This is a genomic window from Mucilaginibacter mali (assembly GCF_013283875.1).
Classification (GTDB): domain Bacteria; phylum Bacteroidota; class Bacteroidia; order Sphingobacteriales; family Sphingobacteriaceae; genus Mucilaginibacter; species Mucilaginibacter mali.
In genome coordinates this window covers 2,611,603-2,631,933 of the sequence record NZ_CP054139.1, presented here as the reverse complement: position 1 = coordinate 2,631,933, position 20,331 = coordinate 2,611,603, and the positions used below count along the sequence as shown (strand labels likewise).

Annotated in this window: 21 protein-coding genes; 19 read left to right on the top strand and 2 right to left on the bottom strand. The window is 43.4% G+C overall.

Features of this window, described 5'->3' with window-relative positions; translation table 11 throughout:
- Positions 1 to 32 precede the first annotated feature (32 nt).
- Both HQ865_RS11080 and HQ865_RS11075 read left to right on the top strand, forming a co-directional pair.
- Complete coding sequence (locus HQ865_RS11080; protein WP_173414970.1) at positions 33 to 1,247, top strand: sensor histidine kinase; 1,215 nt, start codon at positions 33 to 35, stop codon at positions 1,245 to 1,247.
- A 155-nt stretch (positions 1,248 to 1,402) separates the two neighbouring features.
- Positions 1,403 to 1,687 carry a hypothetical protein gene (locus HQ865_RS11075; RefSeq protein ID WP_173414969.1) on the top strand — a complete coding sequence of 95 codons (285 nt, stop codon included), beginning with the start codon at positions 1,403 to 1,405 and terminating at the stop codon, positions 1,685 to 1,687.
- Between the two features lie 34 nt (positions 1,688 to 1,721).
- On the opposite strand, the gene HQ865_RS11070 is transcribed toward HQ865_RS11075, so the two are convergent.
- Positions 1,722 to 2,093 (bottom strand): hypothetical protein, encoded by a 372-nt coding sequence (locus tag HQ865_RS11070; protein ID WP_173414968.1) that lies wholly within the window; start codon positions 2,091 to 2,093, stop codon positions 1,722 to 1,724.
- Positions 2,094 to 2,343: 250 nt separating this feature from the next.
- On the opposite strand from HQ865_RS11070, the gene HQ865_RS11065 reads away from it, so the two are divergent.
- The gene (locus HQ865_RS11065; protein WP_173414967.1) at positions 2,344 to 3,951 is read left to right on the top strand and encodes a Na+/H+ antiporter; all 1,608 of its coding nucleotides are present in this window, start codon (positions 2,344 to 2,346) and stop codon (positions 3,949 to 3,951) included.
- Between the two features lie 11 nt (positions 3,952 to 3,962).
- Here the strand turns inward: HQ865_RS11065 and HQ865_RS11060 are convergent, their stop codons facing one another.
- Positions 3,963 to 4,445: a hypothetical protein gene (locus tag HQ865_RS11060; protein ID WP_173414966.1), complete on the bottom strand. Its 483-nt coding sequence runs from the start codon at positions 4,443 to 4,445 to the stop codon at positions 3,963 to 3,965.
- Between the two features lie 287 nt (positions 4,446 to 4,732).
- Here HQ865_RS11060 and HQ865_RS11055 point away from each other — a divergent pair, with 287 nt between their 5' ends.
- The 16 genes from HQ865_RS11055 to HQ865_RS10980 all read left to right on the top strand — a co-directional run bounded on the left by HQ865_RS11055 (position 4,733) and on the right by HQ865_RS10980 (position 20,292).
- A complete protein-coding gene (locus HQ865_RS11055) occupies positions 4,733 to 4,927 on the top strand; it encodes a cold-shock protein (RefSeq protein ID WP_173414965.1) in 195 nt (64 codons plus the stop codon).
- An 81-nt stretch (positions 4,928 to 5,008) separates the two neighbouring features.
- A complete protein-coding gene (locus HQ865_RS11050; protein WP_173414964.1) occupies positions 5,009 to 6,091 on the top strand; it encodes a 3-oxoacyl-ACP synthase III family protein in 1,083 nt (360 codons plus the stop codon).
- A 213-nt stretch (positions 6,092 to 6,304) separates the two neighbouring features.
- On the top strand, positions 6,305 to 7,453 hold the full coding sequence (locus HQ865_RS11045; RefSeq protein ID WP_173414963.1) for a hypothetical protein: 1,149 nt from the start codon (positions 6,305 to 6,307) through the stop codon (positions 7,451 to 7,453).
- Positions 7,454 to 7,573: 120 nt separating this feature from the next.
- On the top strand, positions 7,574 to 7,840 hold the full coding sequence (locus HQ865_RS11040; protein ID WP_173414962.1) for a helix-turn-helix domain-containing protein: 267 nt from the start codon (positions 7,574 to 7,576) through the stop codon (positions 7,838 to 7,840).
- Entirely contained in the window at positions 7,837 to 8,109 is a 273-nt protein-coding gene (locus HQ865_RS11035; RefSeq protein WP_173414961.1) for a helix-turn-helix domain-containing protein, read from the top strand. The genes HQ865_RS11040 and HQ865_RS11035 overlap by 4 nt, the downstream gene beginning before the upstream one ends.
- A gap of 193 nt (positions 8,110 to 8,302) precedes the next feature.
- The gene (locus HQ865_RS11030) at positions 8,303 to 8,704 is read left to right on the top strand and encodes a plasmid mobilization protein (protein ID WP_173414960.1); all 402 of its coding nucleotides are present in this window, start codon (positions 8,303 to 8,305) and stop codon (positions 8,702 to 8,704) included.
- Positions 8,685 to 9,677 carry a relaxase/mobilization nuclease domain-containing protein gene (locus tag HQ865_RS11025; protein WP_173414959.1) on the top strand — a complete coding sequence of 331 codons (993 nt, stop codon included), beginning with the start codon at positions 8,685 to 8,687 and terminating at the stop codon, positions 9,675 to 9,677. Before HQ865_RS11030 ends, HQ865_RS11025 begins: the two co-directional genes overlap by 20 nt.
- A gap of 23 nt (positions 9,678 to 9,700) precedes the next feature.
- Positions 9,701 to 10,309 (top strand): hypothetical protein, encoded by a 609-nt coding sequence (locus HQ865_RS11020; RefSeq protein ID WP_173414958.1) that lies wholly within the window; start codon positions 9,701 to 9,703, stop codon positions 10,307 to 10,309.
- A 405-nt stretch (positions 10,310 to 10,714) separates the two neighbouring features.
- Positions 10,715 to 11,722 carry an ATP-binding protein gene (locus tag HQ865_RS11015; protein ID WP_173414957.1) on the top strand — a complete coding sequence of 336 codons (1,008 nt, stop codon included), beginning with the start codon at positions 10,715 to 10,717 and terminating at the stop codon, positions 11,720 to 11,722.
- 149 nt (positions 11,723 to 11,871) lie between these two features.
- Entirely contained in the window at positions 11,872 to 12,105 is a 234-nt protein-coding gene (locus tag HQ865_RS11010; RefSeq protein WP_173414956.1) for a helix-turn-helix domain-containing protein, read from the top strand.
- Positions 12,106 to 12,886: 781 nt separating this feature from the next.
- The gene (locus HQ865_RS11005) at positions 12,887 to 14,218 is read left to right on the top strand and encodes a sigma-54-dependent transcriptional regulator (RefSeq protein ID WP_173414955.1); all 1,332 of its coding nucleotides are present in this window, start codon (positions 12,887 to 12,889) and stop codon (positions 14,216 to 14,218) included.
- Between the two features lie 258 nt (positions 14,219 to 14,476).
- On the top strand, positions 14,477 to 14,554 hold the full coding sequence (kdpF, locus tag HQ865_RS26115; RefSeq protein WP_095705731.1) for a K(+)-transporting ATPase subunit F: 78 nt from the start codon (positions 14,477 to 14,479) through the stop codon (positions 14,552 to 14,554).
- Positions 14,555 to 14,560: 6 nt separating this feature from the next.
- On the top strand, positions 14,561 to 16,279 hold the full coding sequence (gene kdpA, locus HQ865_RS10995; RefSeq protein WP_173414954.1) for a potassium-transporting ATPase subunit KdpA: 1,719 nt from the start codon (positions 14,561 to 14,563) through the stop codon (positions 16,277 to 16,279).
- Between the two features lie 113 nt (positions 16,280 to 16,392).
- On the top strand, positions 16,393 to 18,426 hold the full coding sequence (gene kdpB, locus HQ865_RS10990; RefSeq protein WP_173414953.1) for a potassium-transporting ATPase subunit KdpB: 2,034 nt from the start codon (positions 16,393 to 16,395) through the stop codon (positions 18,424 to 18,426).
- 7 nt (positions 18,427 to 18,433) lie between these two features.
- The gene (locus HQ865_RS10985; RefSeq protein ID WP_173414952.1) at positions 18,434 to 18,985 is read left to right on the top strand and encodes a K(+)-transporting ATPase subunit C; all 552 of its coding nucleotides are present in this window, start codon (positions 18,434 to 18,436) and stop codon (positions 18,983 to 18,985) included.
- 284 nt (positions 18,986 to 19,269) lie between these two features.
- Positions 19,270 to 20,292: a porin gene (locus HQ865_RS10980; RefSeq protein ID WP_173414951.1), complete on the top strand. Its 1,023-nt coding sequence runs from the start codon at positions 19,270 to 19,272 to the stop codon at positions 20,290 to 20,292.
- Positions 20,293 to 20,331 lie beyond the last annotated feature (39 nt).

Below are 20,331 nucleotides of genomic sequence, written 5' to 3'. Positions count from 1 at the left end.
TTATCTTTATTTTCTTCTTACAATAAATATAGATGTCGATGCTCGCGTTTTTCAATGATCAGAATGAAGAAGCACGACTGGAGGCACTTAAATCCTATGATATTTTAGATACTGCTGAAGAAAAGGACTTTGATGAACTAACCGCTTTGGCCTCCGCCATCTGTCAGACGCCTATCGCCTTTATCAGCTTGATTGACGATAGAAGACAATGGTTTAAATCGAGCAAAGGAATAGCCGAGAAAGAAACTCCGATTGAGCAGTCATTTTGTGCGCATACGATTACCTCTGATAATGATATCGTGATCGTAGAAGATGCCAGCAAGGATGAACGATTTGCTGCGAATTCAATGATCCAAGCTGAAAACGGAATCACTTTTTATGCCGGCATTCCTCTCATTAATAAGGATGGTTTTGTATTAGGCTCATTTTGCGTTATCGATCAGAATAAAAGGCACCTAACCGAAGAACAAACCAACGCTTTAAAGATAATTGCTAAACAGGTTGTAGACAAACTGGAATTAAGAAGAAGCGCTATAGAACTGGTAAAGATACATCAGGAACTCATTGATTCAAATCTCTTTATACAGAGATTTGTGTCAATGGCAGCTCATGACATTAAAAACCCGATGAGCAGTATCCTGCTAACTGCACAGTTATTGAAAGCGCGTTTGGAAAAACTTCAGGATAAAAGCTGTGAGGATTTAATAGACCGGAATATCAATGCTACTAAACGCCTAATAACTATGCTGGATGGTATGCTTGCCTATTCCAAATCACCCGGATTATTGTCAACACAAAAACATCCGGTCAATTTTTTAGCTTTTTTGAAGGACGTGATCAGTACGATTAACATCCCTGATAATTTCAGTATTATTTTGCCTATTGAAAATGAGACGCTGAATATCTCAACGATCGCCCTTCAGCAAATACTGATCAATTTGCTGACCAATGCTATTCGTTATAATGATAAAGACCGTGGACTGATACAGATCAGGTTCAGGCAGGATGCCCGGCATTATTTTTTTGAGGTAGAGGATAACGGCGTTGGCATAGCCAAAGAATACCACGAGCAGATTTTTAGCAGCAATTTTACACTCCATATCACTGATCGTGAAAATAAAAAAGGCACCGGAATAGGCCTGGCAACGGTAAAAGAACTGATCAGGGCTCTAAAAGGAACAATCACTGTTCAGTCAGCTATCGGTAATGGCACCATCTTTAGGTTTAATCTTCCTATAACTGATTGAGGATATTACCTGGCAAACACACAAAAGGTTGCTTCGCTGCATAACCAGTGATATATTATAGTCAGGGATACTGAAACCATAACAATCCCTGGCTTTCAGGCTTTATATGCGCCAGGGACTCCAATAGCTTAATAAGGATAATAGATTTAATGATTATGATAGAAAAAGACAATTTGAAATTAAAACAGCGTTACAGTTGGAATAACGGGCGAGGCATGCATTCTAACAGGCCATTTTTTGGAGACCATCTGGCCTTTAACCGGCATGACGGCTACCAAGTACTTCACCTGATCAATAAGCTCAGTACGCAATTATCCGGTGTTCTACCATCAGGAAAAATTGAAGAAATGCTCATTTTTCTGCCCGAGAAAAATTTAACGCACATTCAGGCCAGAGAATGGGTAATTCGAAATTGGCATAATGTAATGAAAACGAAATAGTTAACCACAGAAAACATGTCATTAAAAAGCTTTCCTATAATACTGTTATTTCCGAAGCAATCCCGTCGGGTGCTGAGCCGTTATTGTTCTCAGAAAGCATATCTTTGAAATAATCTTCAAATTCCTGTAGAAAACCTGTATTCTGCCGGCACGAAGTAAAAAGCCTTTCGATATGGCTGGTGGAAAGAACTCCTGAAAGAGCCAGCTTGACAATTGACGGACTATCGGCAACCCAGGCAGCATTTATATAATGATCTTTTAAAAAAGAAATAAAGATGTCCGCCTTATGCGCACCGGGAATATTAAAAAGCGCCTGACTGAGCAATTTCAGTTCGCCTGAAACAAGCGGATACTCAGCCACCTTGAAATGCTGCGGATCGGTTACATTATAGGAACTATAGGTCATTTCTAATTATTTATGAGATTTTAAATTGGCAGGAAAACTGTTCACTTTAAACGCCCGAACTCGCATACCGGGAATATTTTAGGGGTAACTTGGTAGCCGTAAACGTCGGCGTCGCGGCCATGAGTAAGTTACATTTTAAATGCCATAGTAGGAAATAATTACGAATAATTAATTCGGCATTTTAATTATAGTGTACTGCTTTCGCCGGATGATAAACAAATCCACTGGGTAAACGTATTTACTAAAACAAATGCAAGAGTTTGAAGGGATCATTTTTGTTATTACTATATTAGTCGTTCTTTCGGCAGTGTCCAGGCGAATTAGGTTACCTTACCCGGTAATGATGGTAACAGCCGGACTTGCTGTCGGCTTTATACCGACACTGCCCGATCTTAGTTTAAATCCCGATGCAATATTTTCGGTTTTTCTGCCTCCATTGCTATTTGAATCGGCGCTGAAAACATCATGGAACGAATTCAGGGCCGCAATAAAACCAATCACCGCTCTGGCCGTTAGTTTGGTGTTCATAACCACGATATCTGTTGCAATAGTTGCCAAATGGCTTATACCTGGATTTTCATGGCCGCTGGCTTTTGTACTGGGGGCTATCGTTTCTCCCCCGGATGCTGTGGCGGCTACAGGCATTACCCGGGGATTAGGACTGGGTAAACAAGTAACAACTATACTGGAAGGGGAAAGTCTTATTAACGATGCTGCTGCGTTGATCACTTATCGCTATGCGGTTATTGCCATAGCTACCGGCACATTTATTTTCTGGCAGGCCGGGCTTGACTTTATTATATTATTCGTCGGCGGAATAACTGCCGGAATTATTAGTGGTTTGCTGTTTGCGGCTATTCACAAAAGAATTAAGAATAATGCCATAGTCAATACAAGTCTGAACTTATTAATACCTTTCATATCCTATTTAGCGGCAGAGCGGCTCCACGTCTCCGGTGTTTTGGCGGTTGTAGCGGCAGGTTTGGTTATTGCTCACCGAGCGCCGGAAATATTTAACTATGATACCCGGTTGCGTACAAGGGCTGTTTGGGATACAATCATTTTCCTGTTAAACGGATTTATTTTTATTCTTATGGGGATGCAGTTGCCTGCTATATTGAAAAGCCTGACCGGATATAGCGTATTGCAACTGATTGGTTATGGTATCGCTATCAGTAGTGTGACCATACTTGTGCGTATTATCTGGGTATTCGCCGGCGTGTCTGCTCAAAAGTTACTAACGAAGTGGTCATCAGGTAGCGAGGAAAATACTGGTCCTGACCTCTGGAAAAATGTGCTGATAATCGCCTGGACAGGTACACGTGGAGTGGTATCTCTTGCAACGGCGCTGGCATTACCGCTGATCCTTCGTAATGGGAAACTTCTCGTAGAAAGACCGTTGATCATCTTCCTGGCTTTCATGGTTATTTTTGCTACATTTATTATTCAGGGAATGTCCTTGCCATTGCTGATAAAGTTATTGAAAATTAGAAAGGATAGTAACGTCAGTCGGGAAGAAAAAGAGCTGCAACTTGTCATGACCGAGCGCATTATTACATTTATAACGAACGATCTTCAGTTAGTAATAAGTGATAAGATCAGGGAAGATATTATTACACAATACGAATCATTTGCAAAAAAGCTGGAATACGATATTGCCCATCCGGCAACGAGCAATTTATCTTCGGCAGACCTGTTGAGAGAACCTGTGAACCAGCTTTTGTCGGCACAAATAGAAATAGTGATGTTTCGCAGACAGCTTTTATTACAATTTCACAAAGAGGCCATATTTTCTGATGACGTCATCAGAAAATATGAGAGAGATATGGATATGGAAGAAATGAACAGAAACAAATAACTATAAATCTGTCAGAATTGATTGTAGTATTTTTCTATTCCTTTTTTAATGTCCCTGAGAATTGAAGGAGGCAACGCATTCCCGGAAACTTGCAGCCAGATGCATTTCGCGTTTTGCGAAAGTACGGCTATATTAATACCGTTAAACCAGATTTCATATAGCCCCATGTTTAAGATCACTTCGCAATAAACTAATTTATCTTTGATCTGCAATCCGAAACCGAACGCAGAAGCAAGCGCTTTTTGATGCGGAATAATTAGGGTTCCCAAAAAAGCCCTGATATCCTTTTTTTCTGATTGGTCAAAATTATCGAAACCATTCAGGATACAGTGATCATCTGAAAAGGTTACGTTGCCTATAAATGTTTCACCCTCAAAAAGTAAATGCTTGCCGGTATTGATAAACTGCTGTTTATAAAACGCCAGTATTGTCTCTACCTGGATGTACCGTTCTATATCATCTTTTTGAAGTAAAAATCCTGTTCGGTAGACCATTATTTGATTGTGAGCCGTTCTTCGGTATAGAAGTACGATTACTACCTCAACACATTCAAGTTCATTTTGTTAGGGGCTTTCAGAACCCATCCGGTCATTCCTGCGTCACAAATAACAGATGATCTTGAGTATTCAAAAAACAATTACCGTCAAAATCAGTTCGAATATTTTGCTGATCTGGACAGAGTAAGAATGTCATCGTATTTGCCTATTATTTAAATAGTTTCGCAATTGTGCTGGTTTCCTGATTATTATACATACCTTGCCTCCTTATTAAAATAATAAATATGCAAAAAGAAGGAACTGTGAAATTTTTTAACAACCAAAAAGGTTTTGGCTTTATTTCACAGAATGACAACAGGAGCGAAATTTTCGTTCACGCTACCGGACTTATTGATGAGATCCATGACAATGATCTGGTAAGTTATGAGGTAGAAGAAGGCCGCAAGGGCCTTAATGCGATCAATGTAAAAGTAATATAAAAATCACGATACAATTTTCGTAGGCACCTGTCGTTAGCGTCAGGTGCCTTTTTGTTTATAACCTTTATACCTATAAATAAAATGGGAAATACAAGGAAATCAATCATAATTGGTAGCGGCAGCTATCTGCCTACACGCACCATCACAAATAAAGACTTTATGGGGCACATTTTTTTTAACCAAGATGGCACAGTATTGGAAAAAACTAATGAGGAAATAATTCGGCAATTTGAACAAATCACAGGGATCAGGGAACGGAGGTATGTTACCGATGACCTTGTTACTTCTGATATTGCTACCTTGGCTGCGACGAGTGCCCTTGAATCTGCACAAATTGACTGCGAATCACTGGATTATATAATTGTTGCGCATAACTTCGGTGATATAAGAGCTGATAATCCGCGGAGCGAGTTTGTGCCGTCTCTTGCATCACGAGTAAAATATAACCTTGAAATCTCCAATTCCCGGACAATCGCTTATGACTTGCCATTTGGATGCGCAGGGTGGTTACAGGGAGTGATACAGGCAGATTTTTATCTCAGGAGCGGAAATGCTCACAGAATAATGGTGATAGGTGCAGAAACACTTTCCCGTATATGTGACCCCCATGATCGCGACAGTATGATTTATGCAGACGGCGCAGGGGCTGTGATCCTGGAAGCTATGGAAAGTGCAGAACCTGTGGGTATCCTTGCGCATGTTACCCGGTCATATAGCCATGAGCTTGCGTATGTATTAAAGATGGAAAAATCATCCAATCCTGCCTATGGTAATAACCGTCTTTTTTTAAAAATGCAGGGGCGGAAATTATATGAACATGCGCTGAAATATGTCCCGGTTGCGATTAAAGAATCAATTGCAATGGCAGGATTATCAATTGCTGATATTGATAAAATGCTGATCCACCAGGCAAATAATAAAATGGATGAGGCTATTCTGAAACAATTATATGAACTCTACGGGATTAAGTCGATTCCTGACAATATGATGCCGATGACCATTTCCTGGCTGGGCAATAGTTCTGTGGCAACGTTGCCTACGCTATACGACCTCTTTTCAAAAGGTAAGATAGAAAATTATAATATTACGAACGACCGCATTCTGGCATTTGTTGCTGTAGGTGCCGGTGTTAATATTAATTCGCTAATTTATAGAATACCCTAAAAGCATGAGGATGCTTACTCACTGAGGTTTAAAGGGTAAGTGCGACCAATTTACCCAAATCATTACCATCGGTAGCCTGATAGCGACAGAAAAAAGACTAAAAGTTGCAAGTGGCTTTAACAAATGTATAGACTGTCTTAAAACAACATCAAAAGTCGGAAAAAGCATAAAACTTAGCCCGTTGACCCCTTTCCTATAAACTAAAATAAATTTTTGCCGTTAAAGGAAAGTATGTTTTTCCACCGGCTACAACATTTTAGTCCGTATTCCGGTCATCTTTATGATGCCCTGAAAGTCCCTTTTATCAAAAAGCGGGACGGGGTATTTGGCCGTTCTGATAGCCGCTTTGACCTGATGGACAGGGAGGGCTATTTTCCGTTCCTGGAATTGTTAAGAGACGGCCATGTTTACTTTATCAGCGATGAAGATTTATTAGAATTTTTAAATATCACGGAAGATACTTTAAACCAATATGAGGTCGATTACTGGCCGGGATGGAACATTGATTTTAAAGAGCAACTGGCAAAGCGGTTTACGGAGGGCTATGAACAAGGCAAAAGCGATTTCGAACAGAATTTAGGTATAAGCTATGCGGCACTACCGTATGAGCAGCAATTACCGTATCTACGTGCCTTTTGCCTTTACTGCCTTGATTTTCTTTTTTTTGAAGGCGACCTGGTTGACACGCTTTTTTATAACTTAGGTTACCTGCAAGCCAGTCTATACCGGGGATTTGTGGAGATCAACCATTTGTTGGCACTATCGCCGGATGGAAACGCCGCTATTGGATTGCATTTTGAGAGTTATAACAAGAGGCGCGAACTTGCAGGCAAGGACGAACCAATCGCACCGCAAGAGCAGCCAACAATCAACGAAAAAACCGACACCACGCGTATTGAATTGCTTTGTGATATTTCCGAGATAAAAAAAGTGTGGTCGGTTCTTACTGAACCGATTAAAACAAAGAACGGCACAGAGGCCGCCGTATTCAGCAAAACCGACCTGCAAAAATTTTTAGGTACGGTCTTTTCGTCCGGCGCTTTTCCCGACAGCCTTAAAATGGCTGATTATACAGCGGTCAAAATCACATCACGCGGCGATATGCGCAACGTACTCAATGCGTTGATGTACGCTACCTATAATATCAACCGGGAATTTAACCGCAGCACCAAACTCATCCAATATGCAACCATCCTAAAAAAATACTTTGCTGTTTTTGCAGGCTCCGGCACCGAGAGTATTAAAAGCGTTATCGCCACCCACGCCCCTAAGGGTCTCGACATACTTAAAGACAGCGTTACCGATAATCCCCATATCGAAGAAATGCTTCAAATCCTTAAAAAACATAAATTATTACATTAATGTCATTGCGATTTTAAGGGGGTTTGTACTATTCCTTTGTATCCATCAAACGCGAAATGTATGGATACAAAACCAAGAATTCTATTTACTTCCCTTTCAGAAAATGAGTTGAGCAAGCTCATGGAAGCATCCGTCCGTAAAGCATTGGAGACGGACAAAAGGCCGCCGGAGCAGGACGTACTGCTTACGACCCGGCAGGCATCGGCATTGATATGCTATAAGCCGTCAACCATTTACGGACTGGCCAAAGAGAACAAAATCCCCCACGTTAAAACGCGGGGTAAACTACTGTTCTCCCGTAATGCTCTGCTTGAATGGATAGCAGCCGCAAATCTTAATTTTTCCACACCATTAAATTCAAACCAAAGCAAGGAGGCTACCGCATGAATTTCGAGTTAATCACATTACAAGACCTGAACAATTTAAAGAACGAACTATTGGGCGAGATCAGGGGCATCAAGAAAATGATACAACCGGGCGGCATCGAACCGAAGCAATGGCTGAAAAGCTACGAGGTTAAGAAGCTGCTTAAAATATCTTCCGGCACGCTGCAAAACTTGCGCATCAACGGCACGCTCCGTTACACGAAAATCGGCGGCCTGCTCTATTACAAGTACGAGGACATCATGAACCTATTGGAACAAAACAGCAAGTAAAAATCATCGACAAATGAACTATCGGAATAGCTGTATATACGATAACCAGGTCTATGGGCGAAGAAGAAGCAAGTTTGTGTTTTTGGTACCCAAAAACTCCGCCCGCGCCTTCGGCGGGTCGGCAAACTTGCTTTTTGCTCCCGATGGTCGCAAAAAGATTTAAGGAAGTTTCAGGCTTTTAAAGACAGGAATTATGATGTCACAGGAATTAAAAGTAACGGCTAAACAGGAAACTGATAAGCCCAAGCATAAGGGGGGCAGACCCAAGAGCAGGGTCAGGCGCGAGACGCATGTAAAGGTGAGGCTAACCGCCACCGAACATTTTATGATCGGTACAAAGGCCAGAGAAGCAGGGATGCGGGTAAGCGACTGGGTAAGGGCAGCCGCTAAATCGGCGCGGGTAGTCGCCCGGTTAAAGCCGGAGGATTTACAGTTGATGCGGATGCTGTCAGGATTAGCCAATAACCTGAACCAATTAACGAAGCTCGCGCACCGGGACGGTATTCTAAGTATTGCCCGTAAAGCCGACAGCACCCTAACCGAGATTTTTGATGCCCTGAAATATTTTAACAGCCATGATCGCCAAGATACCTAAGCCCGGCAAAAGTTTCGGGGGCTGCATCCAATACAACGTATTAAAAAAGCATGCAGCCATATTGTACGCGGACGGTGTACGCACCGGGCAAATCGCGCACACCATCGAGGATTTTAACGCGCAGCGTAAAATGAACCCCGGCTTAGGTCAGGCGGTCGGGCATATCGCATTAAGCTGGAGCCCTAACGATAAAGACATATTAACCGATGAAAAAATGGTCAGTATCGCCCAGGCATATTTGTTACGCATGAAGATACAGGACACGCAGGTTTTAATGGTACGTCATAAAGACCGGGAGCATCCGCATGTGCATATCATTTATAACCGGGTAAACCACAATGGCAAGACCATAGCCGATAACTTTCAACGGCAAAAGAGCATTAAGATTTGCAAGTCGCTCACCTTGCAGCATGGCCTGTTTATCGCACAGGATAAGCAAAACGTTAATCGTCAGCAACTAAAGGGCATAGATAAGGTAAAGTATGAGTTACACGACGCCATAAAAGCGGTTAGCCAAAAGGTGTACAGCATGAACGAGCTAAAGCAGGAATTAGCGAAGCAAGGCATTGGTATACTGTATAAATACAAAAGCGGTTCGCTTGAAAAGCAGGGTATCACTTTTAGTAAGGGCGAGTTCAAGTTTAAAGGGTCAGAATTAGACCGCAGTTTAAGCTATAGCAGGCTAAGCAAGCAGATCAGTGATCAGTCGCAGGTACGCGAACAGCAGGAAAAAACCGCTCGGCAGCAAAGCTCGGTTCAGGAACGCCGTTTGGCCGATCAGTTACGGCAGGCAATTGCAACAGAGAGAAGTAGGGAAACGAGCAGACAGGCAGATGCCAGCATCATAGACGAAGTCTTCGGAAAGCTATTGAAAACAAGCAGTTCAGGCGGCGGCGAACCGGAAGAACCTCGACGGAGACGCAAGAAAGGTCACGGTGAAGAACAAGACCAAAGCATGGGCATTGGTCGATGATTGAATTAATAAGAGAAATTATTATGGCACATGAAGATAATATACAGCAGGAAATTGTTGAAAGTTTGGCTAAGAAATATATTGAACTCGACAAGCGGCAAAGTAAAATAGAGGCCTTGAATTTAGAACAATTACCGGCGCAGGTTAAAGATTTAGACAAGTCTATAACTGAAATAAAAGAAATGAAAATGACAAATTTTTGGGAACAGCTTAACGAATATGGAAGCCAACTGAAAGTTTACGGTGAAAAATTACAGGCCATACCGAAATATATACTTGTTCGGAACAGAATTGAATTTGATATAAAATCCAAGTTTGTGATTAAGATTGTCCTATGGTTGAGTTTAGCCGTCGCGATTTTAATTGCAATGGTAGTCATGTTATTGATTGAACTTTCAAGTCGTTCAGAAGCTAAAGACAAATATGAACTGGTACGAGGTTTTTACCCTGAAGTTGCGGCACAGGTAGATAGTGGTTACCTCGTTAACAGAGACAAACTGATTAGGCAGGCAAACATTAATATAACCCGTCGTCAGCAATTATTAGATGCGGAAATTAACGCACAGCAAGCAGTTAAAATGAGTAAAGAGGCACAGCAGAAACTAAGACACTTAAAGAAGCAAAAAAAGTAATAACGGGTTACAACGTTTTCGTGGCGGATTAGGCTATCAATAATAAAAGCCACCCATCACTCTGCCGGGCGGCTTTTAACCTAAACCTTATCACAATTAAACGGGTGAATGACAGTTTGTCAAATGACCACGTTTATTATATAATGCAAAGCTAATTGTTTAGATCAAATCTCCAAGCGTTTTTAAAGAAAAATGTTGTGGAATTCACCAACATTTATTTATCTTGCTCCGTACAACAATTCAATAATATAAGTGAGTGAAGTATGGTTGGAATTGGGTATAACATTTGTTTAGTGAGTATACTATGAATTATTGAACAATTGAGGTTTGTAAATCGAAAGTTTATTATCAGGAAAGGTAATTCTGCTGACGACGAGAGCTAATTATATACCTAAACCGGATAGTATGAAAGTTATTAATCTTATTGACAGGCAAGTTCCAGGTGCATCTATTTTGGAGGATACGCGGGTTGTATACATGTGGTTGATAGAAAATCTGTATCTCGCAATCATTGACGAAGAACAACGTGTGATAGGCGTCTTAACCTTAAAGGATTTGCATCACAATGCGGACGCACTTAATGTAATTGATTTTGATATCAGCAAACCGGAAGTTAGCCCCGAGCAGAGTATTTTTGAGGCTTTTGAATTGATGAAAGAAACAGAAAATGACTGTCTGCCGGTCTATGATGACGGGAAGTTTTTGGGCGTGATTACCATGAAAAGAATTACTGAACGGTTAGTCCAGTTCGTAAGTGAAACCCAACAGCAGTATCAGAAAGTAATCCATGATTTGCGTAATCCAATTAGTAATTTGAGTAGCTTGATCAAGTTGCTTGATACGACGGTTACAGATCAGGAAACCCAGGAGTTTATAAAGTTATGTACTTTTTCTTGTAAGCATGCGATGGAAATTCTTGACGATCTTTTATATGTTGAAATTGATGAAAATAAACCTCTCGTAAAGGAATTAACTGAGTTAAATGAGTTTTTTAAAATCTGTATTACGGAGCAATCAGGGTTATGTCTGTTAAAAGGTATAAAAGTAGAAACGAACATTTCTAACGATAAATTTGTAAAGGAGATTGACCGTGCGCGGTTAAAACGCGCCATACAAAATGTAATTTCAAACGCTATTAAATTCTCTTATCCAAACTCAACCGTCAAAATGAGTACTAAGATCGAGCGCAACCAGATCATATTAAAAGTTCTGGACGCGGGAATTGGTATACCCGAAATATATCAAAACGATGTATTCGAAAAATTTACTGCTGCTGGCAGAATAGGCACTAACGGAGAACCCTCCACGGGACTTGGACTATGTTTCAGTAAACAATGTATTGAACAACATGGTGGCCAGATATATTTTAAGTCGACAGAGGGACGGGGAACTAAATTTTATATAAGACTATAGCAATTAATTTTGTATTTAAGTGTATCCATAACCAACTAAGAGAATTCACTGTGAACCATCTTTGTATTTTAAGTTAAATTTTGTTGGGGAATAAGCCAACGTTTTTGAATTTTTAATATTCCATTTTTCCTAATCATTTCACAGGAAAAATGGTTAGCGAAACAGACAGAGAACAATTAGCACTATTCGGAAAACATCTTAAATCATTAAGACTGTCTAAAAAACTATCATTTAGGAAAATGGCATTGCTTTGTAATGTGGATTATGCTGATATTCAACGTTACGAGAGCGGCATGGTCAACATCACTTTGTTAACTGTACTGCAACTCGCGAAAGCTTTAGAAGTTGAACCCGATGAGTTATTAAGATTTAAAAAGAATTAAATATTGCAACGTTCTGTTGCTTTTTAAATAGCATTTCCTTTTTCAACCATGTTAAACGTTGCAAGGTTTCTTGCATTCAGCTATTTTTTCAATCGTATTAGAATTAAATATATACAATATCTGGAAAGATCACCGCCTGCGGCAGGCGGCTTCATTCTTATGCTGCCAGCCTCATTGCAATGCAAACAGCAATTGCCGTTTGCATAGTTGCCCCTCATTCACCATAGCCGCAAAGATAGCCCACGCCGGGATAAAACGTCAAGGGTATACGGAGCGAGCCGAATTGTCCGCTTTTCAGCGGCTGGCTCGCCCTTGACATTTTACCCGGCTAAGCGCTTTCGGTTGCTTACATGATGATTAAGGGGCGGTCGTTCTTTAGACCCAAAGATGAACAGTATGGCGAATAAATAGGCTTTTTTAAGTGAAAAAGATTTATTATATTTGCATAACAAGTTCATTGACTATCTGTTACGAGTGCTTTAGTGATACAAATGCGATCAAATGAAGTCTAATAAAATGAGACCCATTCGGTTACCATTTTCACAAGTCAACTTGATAACTTTCATATAATCAACGCATTAAGGAGCAGGATAATCATCCTGCCATCCCGACGTTACAGGACAGATCAGATTTTTTTCTGGTCTGTCCTTTTTTTATGCTATCTAATTCGCTCTATACCTGGTAGATATACTTAATAACCTCATTGACCCTGCCGGTTCGAAGTACCTATTTTCGACGCTCATTCGTTAATATCCCCAACAAGTATTAGTATTGCATCCAAATGCAACAAACCATCCTCATCATCGACGATGAAAAAAAGCTGAACGATCTGCTATCGCGTATCATCGGGTTAGAAGGGTTTCGGGTATTGCAGGCTTTTACGGGTAAAGAAGGTTTGAAACTGTTGCAGCAGGAAGATGTGTTATTGGTATTAAGCGATGTGAAATTGCCTGATGTTAACGGGGTAGACCTGGTAAAAATCATAAAAGAAAAGAAACCTTATGTTGAGGTTATTAACCTTACAGCTTATGGCACTATTGCCGATGGGGTAAAGGCCATTCAGAATGGCGCGTTCAATTACATCACCAAAGGCGACGATAACGATAAGATCATTCCGCTGGTTAACCAGGCTATTGATAAAGCTATTTTGCAGCAACGTGTGTTTGAACTTGAAAAAAAGGTAACCAGGAAATATAGCTTCGCCAATATTATAGGCGCCTCAAAAGCCATACAAGAGGCGGTTACACTGGCACGCAGGGTAGCGGTAACAGATACCACCGTTTTGCTTTTGGGCGAAACGGGTACGGGTAAAGAAGTTTTTGCATCAGCCATTCACTATGAAAGCGAACGGCGCTTGATGCCTTTTGTGGCCATAAACTGCAGCAGTTTTTCGGGCGAGCTATTGGAGAGCGAACTATTTGGTTATAAGGCCGGCGCCTTCACCGGCGCGCTGAAAGATAAAAAAGGCTTACTGGAAGAAGCACAGCACGGCACCGTTTTTTTGGACGAAATAGGTGAGATGAGCCTGGAACTTCAGGCTAAGCTGTTGCGGGTTTTAGAAAGCAAAACTTTTATAAAACTTGGCGATACCCAAACCACCAAAGTAAATATACGGGTACTGGCGGCCACCAACCGCGATCTGCAAAAAGAAGCGGAAGCAGGGCGTTTCCGGCTCGACCTGTATTACCGGCTTTCGGTATTTACCATCGCGCTCCCTTCGCTAAACGAGCGTAAAGCAGATATAGCCTTGCTGGCAGATCATTATCTGAAAGATTTTGCATCGAAAATGGGCAAAGGCATACTTAAAATGGATAGCGCTTTTTTAGAGTTACTGAATAAGCATCACTGGAAAGGCAATATCCGCGAATTGAAAAATATGATAGAACGGGTAGTGATACTGGCCGATGAAGCTATTTTAACCCCCGATCTGCTACCGCCCGAATTTAAATATGACAGCGGAGATCATAGCGCTGTAGATCTGGCCAGCGTCGAGCGTCAGCATATCCACAAAATCCTGGCACGTACCAACGGCAACAAAACCGAAACAGCCCGTTTATTAGGCATTGGCCTAACCACGCTTTACCGCAAGCTGGAGGAGTATAAACTAAGCTAAGCAAATCGTCGTCTCCCATTCTGATAAAAAACCCTTCCATTTTGGAAGGGTTTTCTTGTTTGTGGTACCTGCCGGTGAATAACATTTAACTGTATATCAGCTGTTTGTGTTGTTTTTCTTCCCGATGGCATCCCCATTGCCAATAGTGGTCAAAAACAATATAAAAAATGATCACAATCGTCCTTTTCCTCGCCATCATCATCTGTTGCTGGCTATTTTTTAAATCAATCGACTGGTTCGAAAAAATCTGATTACATCATGATCGCGCTATTTATCATTTCCATCGCAGTGTTTGCATACATGGTGTATGTACTGCTTAAACCCGAAAAATTTTAATCGAAAATGAACACCGAACTATCAGGAGTGATCGCCTCCTTTATCATCACCCTGCTTATTGCTATCCCGCTGGGTAAATACCTGGCCAAAATGTTTGCCGGCGAAAGGGTTTGGACCGACTTTATGAAGCCGCTTGAAACCGGTATCTACAAATTATCTGGTATCAGCCCAAACCAGCCTATGGACTGGAAACAGTTTCTGAAAGCGATGCTAATGATCAACTCGTTATGGTTGGTTTACGGCTTTTTTGTTTTAATATACCAGGATAAGCTGCCTCTTAATCCCGATGGCAACCCCGGCATGACGCCCGACCTGGCCTTTAACACCATCCTAAGCTTTGTAGCCAACTGTAACCTGCAACACTATAGCGGCGAAAGCGGGGTAACCTATCTTACCCAACATTTTATTTTGATGTTTCTGCACTTTACCAGCGCGGCTACCGGTATTGCCTGCGCGGTAGCGGTATTTAAAGCCCTGCGCGACAAAACCACCACCGATGTGGGTAACTTCTGGAACTACTTTGTGCGGTCGGTTACCCGCCTGCTGTTGCCCTTATCAATAATAGTAGCCTTGATACTAACTTTTAATGGTACACCTGCCAGTTATGCCGGTAAAGATCAGTTTATATCCCTACAGGGCGATACGGTACACGTATCGCGCGGACCGGCAGCGCAAATGATCGCTATAAAACATTTAGGTACTAATGGGGGCGGCTGGTTTGGAGCTAACTCATCACACCCGCTGGAAAACCCGAATTACCTGACCAATATTACCGAGATCGTTTCGCAGATGATCGTCCCGATGGCCATGGTATTGGCCTTTGGATACTTCATCCGCAGGAAAAAATTGGGTTGGGTGATCTTTGGCGTAATGACGATCGGCACGCTGATGCTGATGATCCCATCCTTTAGCAGCGAACTTGGCGGTAACCCGGCCATTGCAAAAATGGGGGTCAGCCAGTCGGCAGGTGCTATGGAAGGTAAGGAGGTGCGCATAGGCGCGATGGCTACCGCTTACTGGAGCACGCTGACCACTGTGGTATCAACGGGTTCGGTTAATGGTATGCACGATAGCACCATGCCGCTCACCGGCCTGTGGCAATTACTGGCCATGATGATCAACTCATTCTTTGGCGGATGCGGCGTAGGGGTACTGAACTATTTGATCTACGTTATTATAGCGGTATTTATATCGGGCCTGATGGTTGGCCGTACGCCGGAGTTTTTAGGGCACAAGGTTGAGGCGCGCGAGGTGAAAATTGCTGCGTTAATTACCCTGCTCAGCCCTTTTCTGATATTGGCGGGCACAGCCATATCTGCCTATGTATTTAACCATTATGGTACGGCCGACTGGGCGGTTAAACCATCAAGCTGGTTAAACAATCCCGGCTACCATGGCTTTTCGGAGATGTTGTATGAAAATACTTCATCAAACGCCAACAACGGTTCGGGCTTTGAAGGCTTGGGCGATAACAACATTTTTTGGAATGTGCTCACCGGCCTGGTGATCATCTTAGGAAGGTTCCTGCCCATTATTGGTCCGGTTGCGATAGCTGGTTTGCTGGCGCAGAAGAAATACATACCCGAATCGGCTGGCACGCTTAAAACCGATACCGTAACCTTTGGTGTAATGACGTTTGCGGTCATTATTGTACTCAATGCATTGTCGTATTTCCCGGCGCTGGTACTTGGCCCGATCGCCGAATATTTTTCAATGCTTAAATAACAACCTCTACCCAACCCCTCTCCAGGGAGAGGGGCTTTAACAAAGGGAATAACAAATAAAACAAATGCCTCCTAAAGCCCTCCCCCTCGGGGAGGGTTGGGAGGGGTGAAAATATGAAAACATCATCAAATAAATTATTTGAACCCGCTTTGGTGCAAACTGCGCTAAAAGAGTCGTTCGTTAAACTGAACCCTAAAACCATGATGCGCAATCCCGTAATGTTTACGGTTGAGATTGGTACCGCCATTATGCTGTACGTAACCATCTACAGCTTCTCGCACCGCGATCAGGGCTCGTTCGCTTATAATTGCAGCATTTTTATTATCCTGCTGCTTACCCTGCTGTTTGCCAACTTTGCCGAAGCTATTGCCGAAGCCCGTGGTAAAGCGCAAGCCGATAGTTTACGTAAAACCCGCGAAGACACGCCCGCCAAAGTTATACTGGAAGATGGATCGGTAACCATACGCTCATCAAACCAGTTGCTTAAAGGCGATGTGTTTACCTGCGAAGCCGGCGATACGATCCCCACTGATGGTGAAATTATTGAAGGTTTGGCTACCATTGATGAATCGGCCATTACAGGTGAATCGGCCCCGGTGATCCGCGAGGCCGGTGGCGATAAATCGTCGGTAACTGGCGGTACCAAAGTATTATCCGACAGGATAAAGGTTGTGGTAACCACCCAGCCCGGCGAAAGCTTTTTAGATAAAATGATAGCCCTGGTAGAAGGGGCATCGCGACAGAAAACACCAAACGAGATAGCTTTAACTATCCTGCTGGCCAGCTTTACACTGGTGTTTATCATCGTTTGCGTAACGCTGCAACCCTTCGCGGCTTATGCCAACACGCCAATTACTATCGCGGCGCTCATCTCGCTGTTTGTATGCCTGATCCCTACCACCATTGGCGGCCTGTTATCGGCCATTGGTATTGCCGGGATGGACAGGGCACTGCGGTCGAACGTGATCACCAAATCGGGCAAGGCGGTTGAAACTGCCGGCGATATCGACGTGTTACTTTTAGATAAAACCGGGACGATCACCATTGGTAACCGTAAAGCCACGCAGTTTTGGCCCGCGCCCGGTATTAACCCAGACGAGTTGGTGAAAGCTTGTGTGTTATCATCGCTGGCTGACGAAACACCAGAGGGCAAGTCCATTATTGAACTGGCGCAGCAAGGCAATGCGCGCTTGTCTTTAAGTGCCCCCGATGGTTCGGAGTTTATCAAATTTACCGCCGAAACACGCGCCAGCGGGATCAATACGCCAGATGGTAAACGCATCCGCAAAGGGGCGTTCGATGCCATCCGTAACTCGGTAATTAATGCCGGAAACACGTTTGACAGCGAGGTGGAAGACCGCGTAAAAATGATCTCATCAAAAGGTGGTACGCCGCTGGTAGTAGCACAAAACGAACAGGTTTTAGGGGTGATCGAACTGCAGGATATTATAAAACCAGGTATTGCCGAACGCTTTGAGCGCCTGCGCAAAATGGGTATCAAAACTGTGATGGTTACCGGCGATAACCCGCTTACCGCCAAATTTATTGCCGAAAAAGCCGGTGTGGACGATTTTATTGCCGAAGCCAAGCCCGAGGATAAGATGCGCTACATTAAAGCTGAGCAGGCCACCGGTAAGCTGGTTGCCATGATGGGCGATGGCACTAACGATGCCCCCGCGCTGGCCCAGGCCGATGTTGGCGTAGCCATGAACAGCGGTACCCAGGCCGCCAAAGAAGCCGGTAACATGGTCGACCTGGATAACGATCCAACCAAATTGATTGAGATCGTAGAGATAGGTAAGCAACTACTGATCACCCGTGGTACGCTGACGACATTTTCCATCGCGAACGATGTGGCCAAGTATTTTGCTATTGTGCCGGCCTTGTTCATCGCTTCGATCCCTGCTTTACAGGCGATAAACATTATGCGCCTGCACAGCCCGGAGAGCGCTATCCTTTCGGCAGTGATCTTTAACGCTATTATTATTCCGATGCTGATACCACTGGCTTTAAAAGGTGTGGAATATAAGCCCATTGGTGCAAGCGCGCTGCTGCGCCGCAACCTGCTTATTTATGGCCTGGGAGGCGTTATCGCGCCTTTCATAGGCATCAAGTTAATCGATTTATTAATCTCTGTAATCATCTGATATCATCATGAAAACCTTCATACAATCCATCCGCTTAACGCTTGTGTTAATAGTGGTGCTGTGCATTATATATCCTGTTTTAATTGCCTTTGCAGGCAAATTAGCTAAAGGCAAAGGCGATGGCGAAACCATCACGGTAAACGGCAAAGTCGTAGGCTATGCCGCTATCGGCCAAAGCTTTACTAAACCCCAATACTTCTGGGGGCGCCCGTCGGCGGTGGCTTATAATGCTGCTGGCTCGGCCGGATCTAATAAAGGCCCCAGCAATCCTGATTATCTAAAAGAGGTAAATAACCGTATTGATACCCTGCTTAAATATCATCCCTATTTAAAACGCAGCGATATCCCTGCCGATATGGTCACCGCATCAGGCAGTGGTTTAGACCCGGATATATCTCCCGATGCTGCCAAAATACAGGTAAAACGTGTGGCGCAATTCCGCAAAATAGATGAGCAGGAAGTAGCGGCCCTGGTGAATAGCCATATCGAAAGCCCGGCGTTCGGCCCGGCAAAAGTGAATGTGCTGAAGTTGAATGTGGCTTTGGACGCATTGAAATAACTCGTTAAAAAGAACGTCATGCTGAGTAATATAATCCCGGCGGCCTCTAATGGTTTTTATGACATGCCGATGAAAGCCCCCTCTAAATCTCCCCCAAAGGGGGAGACTTTGGAACCCTCTCCTCTGGAGAGGGCAGGGTGAGGCTTCAGCGGAAAAACATACATGTCATGCTGAACTTGTTTCAGCATCCCACAAGCAGAGCCGACTTGATGGTTGAGACCTTGCAAGTGGGGTCCCGAAATAAATTCGGGATGACGGATTATTTAAAATTATAACAACACAAGATGAACAAACTAATAACCATAACAACCATACTGGCCTTAGCGGCCACCATCACCCGTGCCCAGGAAGCGGCGAAAACGGTTGATCCGCCACTGGTGATCACCGGCTCGGTAGATACGTATTACAAGTACGATTTTTCAGGACACAGCAATATCCCCACCAGCTTCGCCTCAGATCAAAACTCGTTCTCGATCGGGATGGTAGACCTGGGCCTGAAAAAAAAGATCGGCAAAGCCTCGTTTGTAGGCGAAGTATCCTTTGGTCCGCGTAATGACCAGTCGATCCCGGTACCCACCAACCACATCCAAAACCTGTATGTAGCTTATGATCTGACCAGCCAGCTGAGCGTTACCGCCGGTTACATGAGCACTTTTGTAGGTTACGAAGTAATCTCACCTGCCGGTAACTTCAACTACTCCACATCGTATTTGTTCACTAACGGCCCGTTCCAGAATGCCGGTGTTAAACTGAGCTATGCTTTCAGCGATAAAGTAAGCCTTGCCGCCGGTTTATATAACGACCTGTGGAATGTTTACAGCGCCGCCAGCAAGATCAACACTTTCGGCGCGCAACTGATGGTAGTCCCGGTAAAAGGCTGGGCGGCCTATTTGAACCTGGTAAGCGGCCCTGCATCAGGCACCGAGCTTGACCTGACCACCACTTACCAAATTACCGAAGCCTTTAAACTGGGCTTGAACGCGGCTGATTTCAGCGCGCCGACCGCGGTTAAAGGCGGTTTTACCGGTGTGGCCTTGTATCCGCAGGTAGCGGTAGCACCCACCGTAACCTTAGGCTTACGTGGCGAGTACTTTAAGACCAAAACCGGCGGCTTCACTACTGCAGGCCCGGCTGCTGGCGAATCGGTAACCGGATTAACATTTACCGCCAACATTAAAGGCGGCCCATTGACCTTTATCCCGGAAGTAAGGTTAGATAACGGATCGAAAACGATGTTTACCGATAATAAGGGCATAGCCACTAAATCGGCATCGCAGTTTGCTTTGGCTGCTGTTTACGCATTTTAAAATAAAATATTTTAACCACAAAGAGCACAAAGGAATCAC

Bases quoted from the DNA above. Each gene is read 5' to 3' on its own strand.
- HQ865_RS11080 (WP_173414970.1), top strand. From the start codon at position 33: ATGTCGATGCTCGCGTTTTTCAATGATCAGAATGAAGAAGCACGACTG.
- HQ865_RS11075 (WP_173414969.1), top strand. From the start codon at position 1,403: ATGATAGAAAAAGACAATTTGAAATTAAAACAGCGTTACAGTTGGAAT.
- HQ865_RS11070 (WP_173414968.1), bottom strand. From the start codon at position 2,093: ATGACCTATAGTTCCTATAATGTAACCGATCCGCAGCATTTCAAGGTG.
- HQ865_RS11065 (WP_173414967.1), top strand. From the start codon at position 2,344: ATGCAAGAGTTTGAAGGGATCATTTTTGTTATTACTATATTAGTCGTT.
- HQ865_RS11060 (WP_173414966.1), bottom strand. From the start codon at position 4,445: ATGGTCTACCGAACAGGATTTTTACTTCAAAAAGATGATATAGAACGG.
- HQ865_RS11055 (WP_173414965.1), top strand. From the start codon at position 4,733: ATGCAAAAAGAAGGAACTGTGAAATTTTTTAACAACCAAAAAGGTTTT.
- HQ865_RS11050 (WP_173414964.1), top strand. From the start codon at position 5,009: ATGGGAAATACAAGGAAATCAATCATAATTGGTAGCGGCAGCTATCTG.
- HQ865_RS11040 (WP_173414962.1), top strand. From the start codon at position 7,574: ATGGAAGCATCCGTCCGTAAAGCATTGGAGACGGACAAAAGGCCGCCG.
- HQ865_RS11035 (WP_173414961.1), top strand. From the start codon at position 7,837: ATGAATTTCGAGTTAATCACATTACAAGACCTGAACAATTTAAAGAAC.
- HQ865_RS11030 (WP_173414960.1), top strand. From the start codon at position 8,303: ATGATGTCACAGGAATTAAAAGTAACGGCTAAACAGGAAACTGATAAG.
- HQ865_RS11025 (WP_173414959.1), top strand. From the start codon at position 8,685: ATGATCGCCAAGATACCTAAGCCCGGCAAAAGTTTCGGGGGCTGCATC.
- HQ865_RS11020 (WP_173414958.1), top strand. From the start codon at position 9,701: ATGGCACATGAAGATAATATACAGCAGGAAATTGTTGAAAGTTTGGCT.
- HQ865_RS11015 (WP_173414957.1), top strand. From the start codon at position 10,715: ATGAAAGTTATTAATCTTATTGACAGGCAAGTTCCAGGTGCATCTATT.
- HQ865_RS11010 (WP_173414956.1), top strand. From the start codon at position 11,872: ATGGTTAGCGAAACAGACAGAGAACAATTAGCACTATTCGGAAAACAT.
- HQ865_RS11005 (WP_173414955.1), top strand. From the start codon at position 12,887: ATGCAACAAACCATCCTCATCATCGACGATGAAAAAAAGCTGAACGAT.
- kdpF (WP_095705731.1), top strand. From the start codon at position 14,477: ATGATCGCGCTATTTATCATTTCCATCGCAGTGTTTGCATACATGGTG.
- kdpA (WP_173414954.1), top strand. From the start codon at position 14,561: ATGAACACCGAACTATCAGGAGTGATCGCCTCCTTTATCATCACCCTG.
- kdpB (WP_173414953.1), top strand. From the start codon at position 16,393: ATGAAAACATCATCAAATAAATTATTTGAACCCGCTTTGGTGCAAACT.
- HQ865_RS10985 (WP_173414952.1), top strand. From the start codon at position 18,434: ATGAAAACCTTCATACAATCCATCCGCTTAACGCTTGTGTTAATAGTG.
- HQ865_RS10980 (WP_173414951.1), top strand. From the start codon at position 19,270: ATGAACAAACTAATAACCATAACAACCATACTGGCCTTAGCGGCCACC.